The organism is Anaerospora sp. (assembly GCF_032013335.1).
In the GTDB taxonomy this organism is placed as follows: Bacteria; Bacillota; Negativicutes; order Sporomusales; family DSM-15969; genus Anaerospora.
Genome location: NZ_DALZUO010000009.1, coordinates 78,709 through 95,699, shown reverse-complemented (window position 1 = coordinate 95,699; position 16,991 = coordinate 78,709). Strand labels below are relative to the sequence as shown.

Genomic DNA, 16,991 nt, shown 5'->3' with positions numbered 1-16,991 from the left:
TAGACTGTGAGAAGTCTATTCTGCAGTTTCCCGGCTGGTTTGAATTGCAGCCAGCTTTTCCTCAGTAGATAAGTTAGATGACCAATTATCTTTAAAAATCTGGGAGCTCTTAAACGTGGCACTCCATTCGTAAGAGCCTTCCGGCGAGTAACGGGCAAGGACTACTGCCTGCTTCAAAGTAGTGGGGATAGCTCCATCTTCGTCAGTAATAAGCACATAGCTGCCATCTGTATCAGTTTCCAGAAAAAGCGATGTCAAGCCGTCATCAACTTCAGCTTCTTCAAATCCTAGCAGTTCATAGAAATCTAAAACGGTATCGTTACTCATTCAATCATCTCCTAATTTTTCTATGCATGTTGTTTATTGTACCCTACTTTTGTCCGGTAAACAACAATATGTGTATGTCGTAAATAATAGCGTTTACAGGTAGGATTTTGTGGCAATTCAGCGAAGATAGGTAGGAAAATAGTAAAATTAAGGAAGACTTGCTAATGAAAATCGTAGTAGATGCTGATGCCTGTCCTAAAAATGCATTGCTCCTATGCCAAAAATTAGGCAATATTTATCATGTTCCTGTGTGGACTGTAGCGAGTTTTAATCATTCAATTGTTTCCGATTATCATATTGTTGTCGGCAGTGCATCGCAGGAAGCTGATATTAAAGTTGTAAATGTGACCGAGCCTGGTGATATTGTTATTACTCAGGACTGGGGGCTGGCAGCGATGGTGCTTGGTAAGCAGGCCCGTGCTTTAAGCCCTGCAGGTCGTGAGTTCAGTCCTGATAAAATTGATTTCTTACTGGAAGAGCGGGAAGCCAAGGCGAAGCTCCGCCGCGGCGGCGGCAGAACGAAAGGCCCCAGGAAGAGAACTATGGAAGATGACCGTAGTTTCGAAGTGAGTCTTCAAAGACTGCTTACGATAAATAAAGGAGGAGAAACGATGTCATTAGCATTGCGTGTCTATTTTGATTTTTGCTGCCCCTATTGTTATCTAGCGTGGGGATTCATGAAAAAATTCAAGGAGACAACTGCTATTCAGGATGAATGGATCACCTGGGAAATTCATCCTGAAATTGGACCTGCGGGTGATTACATCCAAAATGTTGTAGCTAATGTTAACCTTGAGGAAAGAAAAATAAATCTGAACAGGCTTGGAGAGCCTGTTCAGATTACACCGGGCGATCATTCGTTTGTACCTAATACGCGGCTGGCACTGGAAGCTGTCCAGTTCGCCACAGAGGCCGGAAAGATGCATGAATGGATTGATGCTGTTTATACGGCAAACTTTGTGGAAGGTAAGAATATTGGTGATCAGGAGGTACTTATCGCAATCGCCGTAAAGATTGGTCTTAATTCAGACGGTCTGTCGCAAGCTCTGAATACTGGGCACTATACCCAGGTGCTGCTGGCTCATGACCGCGAATGCATGGAGAAAAAGCTGGAATGGGTTCCAACAATCTATGCAGGTGAAACAAAGGTTCTGGAAGGTGCCCTTACCTACGCTGTCTTTAGCGACAAACTTCGATCATTAAAAAGGGAAATGTAAGGCGATTTATTCCAGCATACATCCTGATCCACGGATACTTTTAATTCGGCTGCCGGTACTGCCCAGCTTTTGTCTTAACCTGTAGATCAACAAATTAATTTCTTCTGCGCCGACGGAGGGTATTTGCCCTGGCGAATTTTGACGCTCCGGCCAGACGGTACTTTTGATTTCAGAAAGTGAGACTATTTTGCTATGGCGGTTGTGAAGCAGGGATAATAGGCTCCACTCTTTGGGAGATAGTGCAATGGCTTGTGTGCCTAACAGACACTGACGTTTATGAGGATCTAATCTTATAGGCGTAATCGGTGCTGCTGGAAATGCTGCAGTACCAATCTCCAACGTTTCGTCAGCAATACTGTTGAGCATGCATAAACGCAGTATTGCTGCGCCATGGGCCAGAGATATGCAGTCTTGAGGCTTTAATGTAACTGGCAAAGAGGGTTCAAGGGGGGAGTTATTGACTTCAGTTCCATGTTTACTTGCTAAGTCCGTTATTTCCACAGCCGCCTCACTCACCGCTACCGAGCAATGACTGCGGGAAATAAAGGGATTATCAAAACTGATATCCGGCTGGTGAGCATTTGCAGATCTTCCCAAGAGAATAACTGCTTTGTTCAAGGGAATTTTAAAGCCCGTTGGATAGGGAGACCCTTTTTCAAGCAATAAATAACGAACCATAGATACTCCTTCATACATGATAAGTCGCCTGCTGAAGCAGGCGACTTCGCTGTTTATAAAATTGCTAACTCCGTTAGAATTTGTTGACTGATTTCTTTTGCCCGCGCGCCAAAGGCTTCGTCGCTGCCGGTAATATTAGTCGCGAAAAAATAGCGGTGCCCATCTTTTTCTACGCAGCCAACAAACCAGCCTAAAACAAGTTTGCTATCCTCCATCGCTGAGCCGGTTTTACCTGAGAATATGACATTCTTTTCAGTGGAAAGAATAATGAGTTTCCGTACCAGTGCCATGTTATCCTGGGAGAAAGGCAAATCATTCTGGTACAATTTTTTGATGAAAGCAACTTGCTCCTTGGCGGATATTGTCAAAGTGGACTGCAGCCAGAAGCGATCAATTCCTCCGCTCATATCCTGATTGCCGTATTGGAGAGATTGCAGGAAATAGCCCATTCGCTCTGGACCTATTTTACGGGCTACTTCCTGATAATACCAGACGACTGAATTTGCCATAGCCGTTGCAAGCGTGTGGTCCTGGTTCCAGGCGCTTATGGAATACTGCTTTCCGCTCCATTTTAACAGAGTACGCTCATTTTCTTTTTCCAAGATACCAGACTCCAGTCCTATAAGCGAATTAGGTATTTTAAAAGTGGAACAAGGACTAAAGCGTATGGAACTTTGCTCTTCGTTGTAAATCGTGTACTGATCGGCAGCTTCGTCATAAAGAACAAAGGTTCCTTGGTAATTTTGAAAATACTTGCCAAGATCATCACGGATATTCTGAGAAGTAGCTTCTGCGCTTACCAGTGACCCTAACTGGAGAAAAAGTGTTAAAAGAACTAATAAGGCATACCTATACATTCCGGATCAACCCCCTTTACTTATTACTATCATCATACCAGTAAATATAGGACAGTTGAATAGATATACAATTATAGAATCATTACAAAAACATTGGCTTTTTCCTGAAAAGGGGTATAATGATAGCAGGCAAAAATTGCTGCGTAAAGGTACAAGCAGGCAGCGCGACAGGAGAAAAACATGAACTCTTTTTCAAATTTGGAATTAAGTGCACCGCTGACAGCGGCTCTTCATAAGGAGGGACTGACGGTACCGACTGCTATTCAGTCCGAGGTATTGCCTCTGGTGTTGGCAGGACGGGATGTAGTAGCCCAATCAGCAACCGGGACAGGAAAAACACTCGCTTATTTGTTGCCGTTATTCACTAAGATTGATGCAGCAAAGCGGGAGAATCAGGCGATTATTTTAGCACCTACCCACGAACTGGCAATTCAGATTCAGCGTCAAATTGAACTTTTGGCCAAAAATGCAGAGCTGCCGATCACATCGGCGCCGCTGATTGGTAATGCTAATATTACCAGGCAGATTGATAAATTAAAGGAACGGCCTCATATTGTCGTTGGATCCAGCGGCAGAATTTTGGAATTAATTCAAAAAAAGAAAATTACTTCGCAGACTGTGAAAACAATTATTCTCGATGAAGCTGACCGGTTAATGGATGATCATAATCACGAGTCAGTAAAAGCTGTTATTAAAACGACGTTGAAGGATCGGCAAATTCTGCTGTTTTCAGCGACCATTACGCCACAAACCAGGGAACGGGCAGCTGCCTTTCTTGTCGATGCTGCTATTGTTACGGTTAAAGAGCAGGCAACAGCCGTAGCCAGCGCTATTAGCCATTTGTATTTTATCTGTGAGCAGCGGGATAAGGTAGAAATGTTACGTAAGTTAGTCCATAGTACGAAGCTAAAGCAAGCTCTGGTTTTTGTAAATCGCAGTGAAGATCTTGAGCTTACTGCAGCGAAGCTTAATTTTAACGGCTTAAAGGCAGCTGCTTTGCATGGTACCTTCGTACAAGCTGACCGTAAAAAATCTCTTGAGGATTTTCGCAGCGGCAGAGTACAGCTGCTAGTGGCTTCTGACATTGCAGCCCGTGGGTTGGACATTCCCGGCATGGAATATATTTTTAATCTGGACCTTCCCGAAGATCCTCAGGTGTATTTGCACCGTGTAGGTAGAACAGGCAGAGCAGGTAAGACAGGTACCGCTATTTCGATTGTTTCCCAACGGGAAATTGATTTGATCAAGTATTATGAAAAAACATTAAAGATTGCTATTAAAGCCAAACAGATTGCGTACGGTAAAATTACAGACCTGCGTAAAGCATAGGAGCGTTTGCAGAGAAATGAATGTATTATCAATCGAGAATCTGTCAAAAAGCTATGGAGAGCGAGTTTTATTTGCTGATGTCACCTTCGGTATTGATGAGGGGGACAAAATAGGCCTGATTGGTGTAAATGGTACTGGAAAATCAACTTTTCTGAAAGTGATTGCTGGAATCGATCCGGCAGATACCGGCAAAGTTACAAAAGGTAATAGTATGCGAGTCCAGTATTTACCGCAAAATCCCGAATTTGATGAGGCCGCTACTGTACTTGAGCAAGTTTTTAATGGTTATTCGCCGGTTATGAAGGTGCTGCGTGATTACGAACTGGCGCTTGCTGCGGCGCAGAACGACCCGCAAAGTAAAACGGCTGAGCAGCAGTTGATTCGTATGAGCCAACAGATGGACAGTCATGATGCCTGGCAGCTGGAGAGTGACGCCAAAGCTATTCTGATGCAGTTAGGGATTGTTGAATTTAGTGTGCCTGTAGGTACTCTTTCAGGGGGGCAGCGTAAGCGGGTAGCACTGGCCAGCGCATTGATTAATCCTTGTGAGTTGCTGATCTTAGACGAGCCGACTAACCATATTGACAATGATACGGTAGCATGGCTGGAACAGTATTTGGCAAATCGCAAAGGTGCCCTATTGATGATTACGCATGATCGTTATTTCCTCGACAGGGTAACCAATCGGATTATTGAAATTGACAAGGGAAAACTGTATACCTACAGCGGCAACTACAGTAAGTTCCTTGAGGCTAAAGCGGATCGTGAGGAACAGCAGGAAGCGAGTGAGCGCAAACGGCAGAACTTGCTTAGAAATGAATTAGCCTGGATGAGACGTGGTGCCAGAGCACGCAGTACGAAGCAAAAAGCGCGGATTGAAAGGTTCGAACAGCTTAGTTCGCAAAGCAACGACACAAATGATACAAAACTGGAGATATCCGTTGCCTCCAGCCGGCTAGGACGCAAAATCATAGAAATTGAAAATATTAGCCATCATTTTGCAGATAAAAAGGTGATTGCTGATTTTAACTACATTGTCTTAAAAGATGACCGTGTGGGAATTATTGGACTAAACGGCAGCGGGAAGACTACGCTGCTTAATATTATTGCAGGTAATTTATTGCCGGAATGCGGCGTTGTCAATACGGGGCAGACTGTAAAAATTGGCTATTTTTCACAAGAAAGTGCCGATATGGATCACACAATGCGCGTAATTGATTACATTCGCGAAGAAGCTAATAGTATTGCCACAGCTGAAGGAGAATTGATCAGTGCTTCTCAAATGCTGGAGCGTTTTCTGTTTCCTCCTCAGCTGCAATGGATGCCCATTGCTAAATTATCAGGGGGAGAAAAACGTCGGCTGTATCTATTGCGCATTTTAATGAGTGCACCAAATGTATTGCTTCTCGATGAACCTACTAATGATCTGGATATTCAGACTCTGACAATTTTGGAAGATTATTTAGATTATTTTTCAGGGGCAGTTATAACCGTTTCTCATGACCGGTATTTTCTGGATCGGGTTGTTGATAAGCTATTTATTTTTACGGGTAATGGCTGTATAACACAATCAGTCGGCGGATACTCAGATTATCTGGCAACTAAAAAGCAGGAAACCGTGCCGGTTATTTTGGAGAAAAAAACTGTTGTCCATGAGAAGCCGAAAGAGAAAGTGCGCAAGTTTACTTTTAAAGAACAACGGGAATATGAACAAATTGATGAGACAATTGCAGGCGTGGAGCAAGTTTTACAACAGGTAGCTGCAAGTATTAACAGTGCAGGCAGCGACTTTGAACGGCTGGAGCAGCTTGTCAGCCGGCAGCAGGAACTAGAACGCAGCCTGGAAGAATTACTGGAGCGATGGACTTATTTAAATGAGCTTGCCGAAGAAATAAAAAATAACTAGTACCTTCAAGGTACTAGTAGAGAAAATAAAAAATCCCCTGCCGTTTGGCAGGGGATTGTGACATTCTAGTAACGTCTGCTGTTGTTTTGGCTGTAGCAATCTCTGCAATATACAGGACGATCGCCACTTGGACGGAAAGGAACTTGGGTTGATACGCCGCAAGATGCACAGGTTGCATCATGCATTTCGCGTTGTTGGTAGCTGCTGCCACCACGGTTGAAGCCACCGCCGTTTTGTTGTTTACGGGCAGCGCGGCAATCAGGGCAACGGCCTGGCTCGTTAGTGAAACCTTTTTGAGCGAAGAAATCCTGCTCTGAAGCAGTGAAAACGAATTGTGCGCCACAATCGCGGCAAGTAAGAGTTTTGTCTTGGGACATAATATAGCCTCCTCAAATCTATTACCCAAATAGCGAATGGAGAATACTCATCGGGACTTCCCTTACCAACTACCTAATAGTTTGAGAAGGACAATGACAAATTCACTGGTACTATTTTTTCTGGGTAGTTACATTGTACCCTTTTATTTAACAAATGTAAAGCGAATTGCCTTAACAGGATAAAAAAACTTGCAATTATTTTCTAATTATTATGCTAATTCGTCTAGTAAAGAGGCTGTTGGAGCTATTGACAGCAGTATTTGGGGTTGAGATACTTAAGAAAACTACTCCGTTAGTGTAGGAGGCCAATTGTGGAAATACATCAGTTACAGTATGTAGTTGAAGTGGCTAAACAGCGCAACTTTACCAGAGCAGCTGACGAAGTTTGTGTAACCCAGTCAACTTTGTCTCACCAGATTGCCAAACTGGAAGATGAACTGGGCATTAAATTGTTTGACCGTAACTCTCGTATCGTTTTTCCAACTGAGGCGGGAGAAGAATTTATTAATCATGCCAAAGCCGTATTGGCGAATCTCGAAGTTGCCAGGCAAAGTGTTCTAGCATACAGAAAACTTCTTAAGGGAACGCTGCGAATTGGCGTAATTGCATCTTTGGGAAAAATTGACTATGCAAATATGCTCGCTCGATTTCATACGGAACATCCAGGGCTGAATTTCGAAATCGTGCAGGATGGTACGTACAGCTTATTGGAGAAAATACGAGCCCGTGAACTGGATATCGCTTTTGCTGCTGTAGCTGCCCAGGAAAGTGATGAAGATATTTCCTTTCATCATCTTGCCTATGATGATTATGTACTGGCAGTTGGGCCAAGTCATCGGTTGGCTGACAGGGAATATATTGAACTGGCTGAGGCGGCAGAAGAAAGATTTATATTTCATCCGGCCTCTGACCGTATGCATTACACTTGTATGGAAGCTTGTGCAAAAGCCGGCTTTAAACCGCAAATTGTTTGTCAGAGCAATCATTCTCCCACTTGCTTGGCACTCATTAGTGCTGGTATGGGAATTGGCTTTTTTCCGAATGAAAAAATAAGCGGACAAAAGCTTGATATTGCTGTTGTTAAATTAAAGCAGCCAGTTCAAAAGAATATTGTATTGGCTATTGCCAAGCATTATGCGCTTTCACCCGCTGTGGTAACCTTTAATCAGTTTGTGATCGACTGGGTTCAGGCTCTTAAGCTTGAAGCGAAGTGAGAATAACACCATTGAAGCTTTCTGAAATTGCCGAGAGGCGATTTTAGAAAGCTTTTTTGTTAAATACGAAAGACCGGAAAACCAGGAATTATGGATTGCACTTTTGTCCTGACACAAAAGTACGTACCCGGGCTTTTTCCAGGAAAAGATTAAGCTACAGCTCCGGAACTATTGATAAAAGCGATTGCTGGTATGCAGAAGAGGATTTGCGATAAATAGGTTAATGGCATAAAATTCAGACAAAGGGACCATCAGCTTTGCTGGCTGCTTAGACTGGATCAGAGGAACCAATAGATGAGATAATTTGGAGGGGAAAACAAATGGCTGAAACAAAGGTAAGAGTAATTACAGAAGAGCAAAAGGCGGAACTTGCTACTGCAATTGAGAAAGCAAAAGCCGCATTGGCAATTATTGAGACTTACGATCAGAAACGAGTTGATCGTTTATGCCAGGCGGTAGCCTGGGCTGTTGCCAATAAGCAAACTTTTCAGAGACTGGTCGATATGGGTATTGCGGAAAGCGGCCTGGGTGACCCGGTAAGCCGCATGGGTAAAAGGTTAAAGATTCGCGGCGTCCTTAGAGATGCCCTTAGACAAAAGAGCGTAGGTATTATTGAGGAAATACCGGAAAAAGGTATCGTCAAATATGCCAAGCCAGTTGGCATTATAGCCGGTATCGTCCCCACAACCAATCCTGATCTGACGCCGGCAGGCATCGGTGTTTATGCTATAAAGGCCCGCGATGTAGCAATTTTCTCTGCTCATCCACGTGCTAAAAATACTACAATGGAAACGGTACGCATTATGAGGGAGGCCCTGGAAAAAGAAGGAGCTCCTGCTGATATTTTTCAGTGTCTGGCTACTGCCAGCATACCGATGGCTAGTGCTCTCATGTCAGCTGCTGATTTGGTTATTGCTACCGGCGGCAAGGACATGGTCCGATCGGCATACAGCTCCGGCACACCGGCTTATGGAGTGGGAGCCGGAAATGCAACTATGGTGATAGACGAAACAGCTAATATTGAAGAAGCAGCCCGCAATACTATGCTGAGTAAGACATCCGATTATGGTTCCGGCTGTTCTGCAGATGGAAATATTATTTTATCTGATAAAATCTATGATCAATTTATTATTCAACTGGTAAAGGAAGGCGGCTACCTGACCAGTGAGGAAGAAAAAGCGAAATTGCGCAACGTTATGTGGGATGAAGAAGGTCACCGGTTATCCGATACGGTAGCCATCAAACCGCAAAAACTGGCCGAAATTGCCGGATTTAGCATACCTGCAGACCGTAAGTTTATTATTGTGATTGGTGACGGTATTGGTAAACAGCACTTGTTCTCCGGAGAAAAGCTGACAACACTGTTGGCAATTCATAAATATACCGGTGATTTTGACAATGCCTTGAAAGCAGTAAAAGCAATATATGAGGTCGGCGGCAAAGGACATTCTGTAGGCATTTATTCCTTTAATGAGGAGCATATTCATAAACTGGCATTAATGGCTCCAGTTAGCCGTATTATGGTGCGCCAGCCGCAGTCCAAGGCCAATGCAGGATCTTTTACCAATGGTATGCCCATGACTTCCAGTCTTGGCTGCGGTACGTGGGGCGGCAACATTGTCTCTGAAAATGTTCATTTAAAGCATTATCTTAATACTACCTGGGTTTCCAGCCCCATTCCGGAAGATAAACCAAGTGATGCTGAGTTATTCGGCGAGTTTTATGATCCGGCGCTTGAGGCCTAGAGGCAGTGATGAGAATGAATAAAACCTATCCGGACTGGCCGCAGCGAATCAGGATCTGTGAAGTTGGCTTGCGAGATGGTTTGCAGAATGAAAAACGATTATTCAGTGTTGAAGAAAAGCTGCGTTTGCTTAACGCATTGGTGGCTTCAGGGATAAAAGTTATTGAAATTGGTGCCTTTGTTCATCCTAAAGCGGTACCGGCAATGGCAGAGACCGATCAATTATGCCGGCAAATGCGTAAGCTTTCAGGCGTAGAGTACCGTGCTCTGGTTGCAAATCTTAAAGGGGTGGAGCGTGCACATCAGGCTGATATCACTAAAGTTAAATTAACGGTGTCGGCTAGTGAAGCTCATTGCCGCAGCAATTTAAACAAGACACCGACAGAGATTATGGAGGGATTTACCAACTGCGTAGAGTATGCCGGACAGAATAACATGACTGTATCCGGAGCGATATCCACTGCTTTTGGCTGTCCCTTCGAGGGCAGAGTGAAAGTAGAGCAGGTGGAAAAAATAGTCCATAATTTTTTACAGCTAGGGATAACCGAACTTTCACTCTCAGATACTACCGGCATGGCTAATCCCAAACAGGCATATGAACTTGGCAGCCATATGATTAACAACTTTCCATCAGTCCGGTGGGTAATGCATTTTCACAATACCCGCGGCATGGCTTTGGCAAATATCGTTGCTGGTATTCAGGCGGGAATCACAACATTCGACGGTGCTTTTGCGGGACTGGGCGGATGCCCTTTTGCACCGGGAGCTTCCGGAAATGTGGCGACCGAAGATGTCATTCATATGCTGCATGAAATGGGGATTGCTACCGGGATTGATTTGGCAGCAGCTATGTCTACTGCCCGTATGGCACAGGAAATGGTAGGGCATCAAACAGAAAGCTTTGTTCTAAAAGCAGGCAGATGTGAGGATTTAGTGAAATATAACGATAAATAACGTAAGTAGAAGTAGTAAGAGATCTCCGGCAAGGATTGCAGGAGATCTCTTGCTTTAATTCCCAAGGCTATTTGTGTTACTATAGTAGTACATACTTTTAGTGGTAATAATAAGCTCAGTTATTTGATTTTCTGAGGAGGCCCTGCTGTGTTTAAACAAAGCGATACGCCATTACTGACGGCAATGCAGACTTATGTGAAAGACGATGTTATTCCTTTCCATACACCTGGGCATAAGCAAGGGAAAGGCATCCATCCGAGTCTGGGAAGTATTCTGGATAGACAAGCGCTTGCTCTCGATTTAGCACTTATGTCTGAACTGGATGACTTACATGAACCGCATGGCTGCATAAAGGACGCCCAGGACCTTGCAGCTGAACTATATGGAGCAGACCATAGCTTTTTTGTTGTTAATGGAACAACCGGCGGCATATATGCGATGATTCTTGCTATTGCCGGTCCTGGAGATAAAATAATTGTACCTCGCAATGCCCATAGGTCCATCATTGGTGGCATTATTTTGGGTGGAGCAGTACCTGTTTTTATGCAGCCCGAAATTGACATGGATTTGGGATTGGCAATGGGAGTAACACCGGAAACGGTAGAAGAAACAGTACGTCGTCATCCCGATGCTAAAGGTGTATTAATCATAAATCCAACCTATTACGGTGTAGCTACTGATTTGAAAAAAATAGTTGATATTGTTCACCGGAATAATATGTGCGTAATTGTTGATGAGGCACACGGACCTCATTTGAAATTTAATGACTGCCTGCCTATTCAGGCATTGGATGCAGGGGCGGATATAGTGGCTCAAAGCACGCATAAAATAATTGGTGCGATGACCCAATGCTCGATGGTTCATTGCCGGGAAGGCCGTATTAATGTTCCACGCTTGAAGGCGATGCTGCAGCTGGTGCAGTCGACAAGTCCGAATTATATTCTGCTGGCCTCGCTGGATGTGGCCCGGATGCAAATGGCTACAGAAGGTGGTCGATTGGTAGCAAAGTCTATTGAACTAGCCCGGTGGACACGGGACGAGATTAATAAAATTCCCGGACTGTATTCATTTGGCGAAGACAGAATTGGAAATCCCGGTATATATAGCCTTGATCCTACTAAAATCACGGTAACGGTTAAGGGACTGGGAATGAAAGGTTCTGATGCTGAACGCATTCTGCGTTTTCAGTATAAAATACAGGCTGAACTCTCTGATATGTATAACTTGCTTTTTCTTATTACTTTGGGTGATAATGAACAAGATGTACAAAACTTGGTGAAGGCACTTAGCGATATGGCTAGTAATCATATGAAAGATGGCTATATTCCGGAAGTAGAAGACATCTATGCAACACATGGCTATCCGGCGCAGCCCGAACAGGTGATATCGCCGCGCGAGGCCTTGTTTGGCAGGACAAAGCAAGTCGCCTTTGAACAGGCAAGTGGTAAGATTTGTGCCGAGATCGTAACCTTCTATCCTCCTGGCATACCGATTTTGTGTCCCGGAGAGCGGATCTCGGAAGAGAACATTGAATATTGTCGTCGTTTGCAGGCGGCCTCGCTGCACATATCCGGTCCGGAAGATTATACGCTGACTACGATAAAAGTTGTTGAATAAGACCGGAATGGAATAGTGTTTTTTTGACGATTAGGAGTAAGGTGGTACCAATGAATTCAGTTGATTTTAAAGCTGTTGTTGTATGTAATGAACTTAATTTAGGTAATATTGCTCAGCATTTTGGCATCTATCGCAAGTTTCGCTGGGAAGATTCCTTGAGACTTACCGAAAATGAATTAAAAGGTATTATAAAGGAACCGGAAAAGAAAGTTGTTTATATTTTTCATTTTGGCAGTCTTGTTTTTATCAATTGCGAGCATCATGACAGTATGGATATTCTGGAGTATTTGAAGCGGCTTGAGAAGAACGTTACAACGGCTAATCTCCGTGATTACTCAGATGATTATAAGATTGAAATCAATGCACAAGAGAGTCCGGCGCTTAATAATGACTTCATGGTTGTAGCTAAGCTAAACGATCATCATATGGAGATCGTTTCAACAGTATTAGCCAAATCAGTTGCACTGGAAAAAACAGAGAAGGCCATTGATTTACTGCTTGATGAAATAGAGGATGTTGTTTCGTACCTAAATCAGGGTCAATTAACGACTTCCGATTCTCAATTAGCGAAGCTCTCGGCCAGGGTTCTGGGCTTTAAATTAAATACACTCTCGTATATCATGCTGCTTGATAAGCCCGATATAACCTGGGTCAATGAAGATGCCGAGTACATGTTTACGGAACTGAGTTCTATTTTTGAGCTGGAAGACAGATACGGAAAGATTCGCCAGAAATCTGATACCCTTCTAGATATTACGCAAGTGTTTTCAACGCTTGCTCATGCTAAGCGCGGTAATCGTCTGGAGTGGGCTGTTATTATTTTAATTGCTATTGAGATTGTGTTATCGCTATATGAAATGTTTGTAATGAAGTAGAGAAAGGGAGCAGGACAATGGCGGGAGAAGGAAAATTAATCATTATTGAAGCCGGTGACGGCTGTGGAAAAGCAACGCAGACGGCGAGGCTTTATGAACGGCTGACTGCAGAAGGTTATCCTGTAAAGAAGGTAGAGTTCCCTGATTATGCCAGTCCCTCGTCTGCTTTAATTAAAATGTATCTGGGTGGAGAGTTCGGTACACAGCCCGATGCAGTAAATGCCTATGCGGCATCTGCTTTTTTTGCGGTTGACCGCTTTGCGTCCTATAAAACCTCCTGGGGAGAGTGGTATAGGCAGGGCGGAATTATATTGGCAGACCGGTATACTACCTCCAACATGGTTCATCAGGCAGTAAAAATTGCCGATGAAAGTGCGAAGGACAGCTTTTTAGACTGGCTGTGGGATTTGGAATTTGTGAAATTCGGACTACCTGTCCCTAATCAGGTGCTGTTTCTGGATGTGCCGCCTGATTTAAGCAGCAGGCTGCTTGCAGAACGGTCGGTGAAGGCTGGAGACGAACCAGATATCCATGAACGGGATATGGATTATCTTGCGCGCTGTTATCATAGCTATCGTCTGCTTGCTGCGCGTTACGGCTGGCAATCTATTGATTGTGTTGGTTCTGATGGTTTAAAAAGTGTTGACCAAATCCATCAGGCTATTTATCATTCTGTAAAGACGATTTTGTAATCAAAACAAGGGGGCTTCCCCTTGTTTTATTTTTATCTTATCGAGGATTGTGCCTGAGATTCAGTTTCTCTATTTTCTTATTAAGTACTAATGTCCACCGTACGGAAATAAAAATGTAAAACAGGGAGGGAATTGGTGATGGCAGGAGAAGTAAAAAAAGAGGGAAATTCAAATCATGACAAATCTCAGGAGGGACTTATGGAACAGCAGATTCATCAATTAGCGGCTGAGCACCATCAATATGTTATTGGTCTTCGCCGATATTTTCGCATGCATCCTGAATTGGGTGGAGAAGAGTTCGAGACACAGAAGAAAATTGTTGCCGAGCTCAAAGCAATGGGCTTGCAGCCACGTGCTGCTGCCGGTACCGGTGTTATCGTTGAAGTCCAGGGAGCGCGGCCGGGAAAGACCGTTGCTATTAGGGCCGACATAGATGCCTTACCCGTGCAGGATGAGGTTGATCAGCCCTATCGTTCGCAAAAAAATGGGTTATGTCATGCCTGCGGGCATGATGGTCATACAGCCATGCTGCTTGGTTTGGTTAAAATGTTTACAGGATTATCGGCAGGGATCAATGGTAAAGTACGCTTCTTGTTTCAACCCAGCGAGGAAAAATTTCCCGGTGGTGCGGAGGCCATGATTGCTGACGGAGCAATGGAAGGAGTTGCTGCTGTAATTGGTGCTCATTTGTGGCAGCCTCTGAATGTGGGGACAATTGGCATTACTTATGGACCTATGATGGCTTCACCTGATGAATTTAGTATTACTATTCAGGGAAAAGGCGGACATGGTTCGATGCCTCATCAGACGATTGATCCTATAAGCGTAGGCGCTCAAATTGTTGTCGCTTTAAAAGCAATAACCGGTAATGATATTAAAACAAATGAGCTGGCAGTTTTGTCGCTAGGCGTCTTTAAAGCAGGCAGTGTATTTAACATTATTCCCGACACGGCGTTGTTGCAGGGGACGGTACGCAGCTTTTCCCAGGAAGTACGGGAAAAAGTGTTTGCCCGGATCGAGCAAATTTGTAACGGCATTTGTATTGCTCATGGGGCTTCATTTAATTTTGAGGCAGTATATGGTTATCCGCCGGTCATTAATAACCCTCATGTTTCTACACTGGTAGCAGCGGCTGGTAAGGAAATACTCGGCAAAGCTGGGGTTATTGAACTGCAGCCAGCGATGGTAGGCGAAGATTTTTCCTTTTATCAGCAGCAGGCACCGGGTTCGTTTATCTTTGTTGGTATCGGTAATGAGGATAAAGGACTGGTTTATCCTCATCATCATCCGAAGTTTGATATGGATGAAGACGGTTTGAAAATCGGCATGGAAGTTATGGCCCAAACGGTTGTTAAATTATTAAAATAGGGGAGCGGATGACATGTATGCTGTAAGGATACTGCTGACACTTATTCCTTTTATCTGGACAATCGGCTTGCTGCCTTTTGCCAACAGGGTTAAGCCTTTGGTTTTAGGCCTGCCGTTTCTTGCATTTTGGCTGGTGGCCGGTATTATTATTGCATTTTTGTGTATTAAAGCTCTCTATTCGCTTGACTCAAAGAAGAACGAAGAACGTGACGCTTAGACTGGGGCAGTCGAAAGGGGATAATCATAATGTCTAATGAAAGTATGTCGTTAGCAGTTATTTTTATTTTTGTTATAGGCGTTACTATTGTGGGAATCTTGCCGGGAATGAAGCGGAAAATGAATTTGGAAGAATGGGCGGTAGGTGGCCGGAATTTTGGCCGTTGGCTGAATTGGTTTGTTATGGCCGGAGAGATTTATACGGCTTTTGCTTTTTTAGGCGCCAGCGGCTGGGCTTACGCCCGTGGAGGTCCTACTTTTTATATTTTGGGCTATGGTGCATTAGCTTATTTGGTAGGCTATTATATTTTGCCTGTTATGTCTTCTATTGGCCGGAAATATAATCTGATGACCCAGTCCGACCTGGTAGAGCATATGTATGGCAGCCGTACATTAGGAATTTTAACAGCATGTATCGGGGTGGCATTTTTGCTGCCCTATCTGCAACTGCAGTTAACCGGACTGGGGTTGATTATTGAGACTTGTTCGTACGGACAAATTACCCGTATTCCGGCTATGCTGATTGCTTTTACGATGGTGGCGGCTTTTGTATATTTAAGCGGCTTAAAAGGAGTCGCATCTACCGCAGTAATTAAAGATGTGGTTATGATGGTAGCCGTGATTTTCTTTGGACTCTACCTGCCTATTCATTATTTCGGTAGTCTGGGAGGTATGTTTGAGGCGCTGGAAACAGCGAAACCAGGTTTTCTTGCATTACCGGGCGGCACGAAGAATTTGGATGTGAGCTGGGCGATGTCCACACTAGTGGTAACAAGTCTAGGTTTTTATATGTGGCCTCACTTTGCCGCTAACAGCTTTAGTGCAAAAAATCCAGACGTATTGCGTCATAACGCTGTATATCTGCCTTTGTATCAATTTTGTCTTATTTTCCCAATGTTTATTGGTTTTACAGCATTATTAGTACTTGTGCCAGCTTTAAAGACTCCGGATATGGCTTTCATGGCTATAGTACAGCATTTGTTTCCCGGATGGGCACTTGGTCTGGTAGGTGGTGCAGGAGCGCTAGCCTGCATGATCCCGGCCGCAGACCTGCTGCTTTCTACTTCAATGCTATTTTCACGCAATATTTATGGCCGCACGATAGGCCGGAATTCCGCCCCTGAGAGGGTGGGGCGTATTGCCCGTCTTGTAGTACTGGTGTTAACCGCCCTTGCATTGGCACTCGCCATTTTCCTTCCCAATATGTTGGTAAATCTGCTTTTAACCGGATATTCGGGCGTAACACAGTTCTTTCCCATGGTAGCAGTAGGATTGTTCTGGCGGAAGGCCACCCGCTTAGGCGCTTATGCCGGACTTATTGTGGGTGAGTTTTTAGTATTTGCGCTTATATTAGGCAAACTTGATCCACTGCCTTTTGCCGGATTGAACTTAAATGCCGGGTTCGTAGCGCTGGCTGCCAATCTTACTGTTTTTGTTACCGTTAGTCTGGTTACATATAGTACAAATGCAGGAGCGAACAGCAATGTAGTGATAAACAAATAATTGATAAGCCTCACCTGTCCGTTTACGTGAACCCCTTTGGATATGCAGGGCAGTTGAGGCTTTATCAGTGTCATCTATTTGCTTATTTTTTGTAAAGGAATTATAATGAATAGTAAT

16 protein-coding genes are annotated in these 16,991 nt (G+C 44.0%); 12 read left to right on the top strand and 4 right to left on the bottom strand.

The window, feature by feature from the left end:
* Positions 1 to 15 precede the first annotated feature (15 nt).
* On the bottom strand, positions 16 to 327 hold the full coding sequence (locus RTR76_RS09690; RefSeq protein ID WP_312519853.1) for a hypothetical protein: 312 nt from the start codon (positions 325 to 327) through the stop codon (positions 16 to 18).
* Between the two features lie 164 nt (positions 328 to 491).
* On the opposite strand from RTR76_RS09690, the gene RTR76_RS09685 reads away from it, so the two are divergent.
* Positions 492 to 1,544: a DUF188 domain-containing protein gene (locus RTR76_RS09685; protein WP_312519848.1), complete on the top strand. Its 1,053-nt coding sequence runs from the start codon at positions 492 to 494 to the stop codon at positions 1,542 to 1,544.
* Positions 1,545 to 1,550: 6 nt separating this feature from the next.
* Here the strand turns inward: RTR76_RS09685 and RTR76_RS09680 are convergent, their stop codons facing one another.
* The gene (locus tag RTR76_RS09680) at positions 1,551 to 2,240 is read right to left on the bottom strand and encodes an FHA domain-containing protein (RefSeq protein ID WP_312519845.1); all 690 of its coding nucleotides are present in this window, start codon (positions 2,238 to 2,240) and stop codon (positions 1,551 to 1,553) included.
* Between the two features lie 35 nt (positions 2,241 to 2,275).
* Positions 2,276 to 3,079 (bottom strand): class D beta-lactamase, encoded by an 804-nt coding sequence (blaOXA, locus tag RTR76_RS09675; protein ID WP_312519842.1) that lies wholly within the window; start codon positions 3,077 to 3,079, stop codon positions 2,276 to 2,278.
* 180 nt (positions 3,080 to 3,259) lie between these two features.
* On the opposite strand from blaOXA, the gene RTR76_RS09670 reads away from it, so the two are divergent.
* Entirely contained in the window at positions 3,260 to 4,408 is a 1,149-nt protein-coding gene (locus tag RTR76_RS09670; RefSeq protein ID WP_312519839.1) for a DEAD/DEAH box helicase, read from the top strand.
* A 16-nt stretch (positions 4,409 to 4,424) separates the two neighbouring features.
* The gene (locus tag RTR76_RS09665) at positions 4,425 to 6,314 is read left to right on the top strand and encodes an ABC-F family ATP-binding cassette domain-containing protein (protein WP_312519836.1); all 1,890 of its coding nucleotides are present in this window, start codon (positions 4,425 to 4,427) and stop codon (positions 6,312 to 6,314) included.
* Positions 6,315 to 6,379: 65 nt separating this feature from the next.
* On the opposite strand, the gene RTR76_RS09660 is transcribed toward RTR76_RS09665, so the two are convergent.
* Positions 6,380 to 6,691 (bottom strand): zinc-ribbon domain containing protein, encoded by a 312-nt coding sequence (locus tag RTR76_RS09660; protein WP_312519833.1) that lies wholly within the window; start codon positions 6,689 to 6,691, stop codon positions 6,380 to 6,382.
* A gap of 311 nt (positions 6,692 to 7,002) precedes the next feature.
* On the opposite strand from RTR76_RS09660, the gene RTR76_RS09655 reads away from it, so the two are divergent.
* From RTR76_RS09655 to RTR76_RS09615, 9 genes are all read left to right on the top strand, one after another.
* Positions 7,003 to 7,905, top strand: a complete 903-nt coding sequence (locus RTR76_RS09655; RefSeq protein ID WP_312519828.1) for a LysR family transcriptional regulator — start codon at positions 7,003 to 7,005, stop codon at positions 7,903 to 7,905.
* Between the two features lie 320 nt (positions 7,906 to 8,225).
* Positions 8,226 to 9,650 (top strand): aldehyde dehydrogenase family protein, encoded by a 1,425-nt coding sequence (locus tag RTR76_RS09650; protein ID WP_312519826.1) that lies wholly within the window; start codon positions 8,226 to 8,228, stop codon positions 9,648 to 9,650.
* A gap of 14 nt (positions 9,651 to 9,664) precedes the next feature.
* On the top strand, positions 9,665 to 10,603 hold the full coding sequence (locus tag RTR76_RS09645) for a hydroxymethylglutaryl-CoA lyase (protein WP_312519823.1): 939 nt from the start codon (positions 9,665 to 9,667) through the stop codon (positions 10,601 to 10,603).
* A 183-nt stretch (positions 10,604 to 10,786) separates the two neighbouring features.
* The gene (locus RTR76_RS09640) at positions 10,787 to 12,220 is read left to right on the top strand and encodes an aminotransferase class I/II-fold pyridoxal phosphate-dependent enzyme (protein ID WP_396144708.1); all 1,434 of its coding nucleotides are present in this window, start codon (positions 10,787 to 10,789) and stop codon (positions 12,218 to 12,220) included.
* 50 nt (positions 12,221 to 12,270) lie between these two features.
* Positions 12,271 to 13,095, top strand: coding sequence for an RMD1 family protein (locus tag RTR76_RS09635; protein WP_312519814.1), 825 nt, complete (start codon positions 12,271 to 12,273; stop codon positions 13,093 to 13,095).
* A gap of 17 nt (positions 13,096 to 13,112) precedes the next feature.
* Complete coding sequence (locus RTR76_RS09630; protein WP_312519811.1) at positions 13,113 to 13,787, top strand: thymidylate kinase; 675 nt, start codon at positions 13,113 to 13,115, stop codon at positions 13,785 to 13,787.
* 198 nt (positions 13,788 to 13,985) lie between these two features.
* Positions 13,986 to 15,155 carry an amidohydrolase gene (locus RTR76_RS09625; protein ID WP_312519808.1) on the top strand — a complete coding sequence of 390 codons (1,170 nt, stop codon included), beginning with the start codon at positions 13,986 to 13,988 and terminating at the stop codon, positions 15,153 to 15,155.
* Positions 15,156 to 15,168: 13 nt separating this feature from the next.
* Positions 15,169 to 15,372 carry a DUF3311 domain-containing protein gene (locus RTR76_RS09620; protein WP_312519804.1) on the top strand — a complete coding sequence of 68 codons (204 nt, stop codon included), beginning with the start codon at positions 15,169 to 15,171 and terminating at the stop codon, positions 15,370 to 15,372.
* A 29-nt stretch (positions 15,373 to 15,401) separates the two neighbouring features.
* Positions 15,402 to 16,874, top strand: a complete 1,473-nt coding sequence (locus RTR76_RS09615) for a sodium:solute symporter family protein (RefSeq protein ID WP_312519801.1) — start codon at positions 15,402 to 15,404, stop codon at positions 16,872 to 16,874.
* The last annotated feature ends 117 nt before the right edge of the window (positions 16,875 to 16,991 follow it).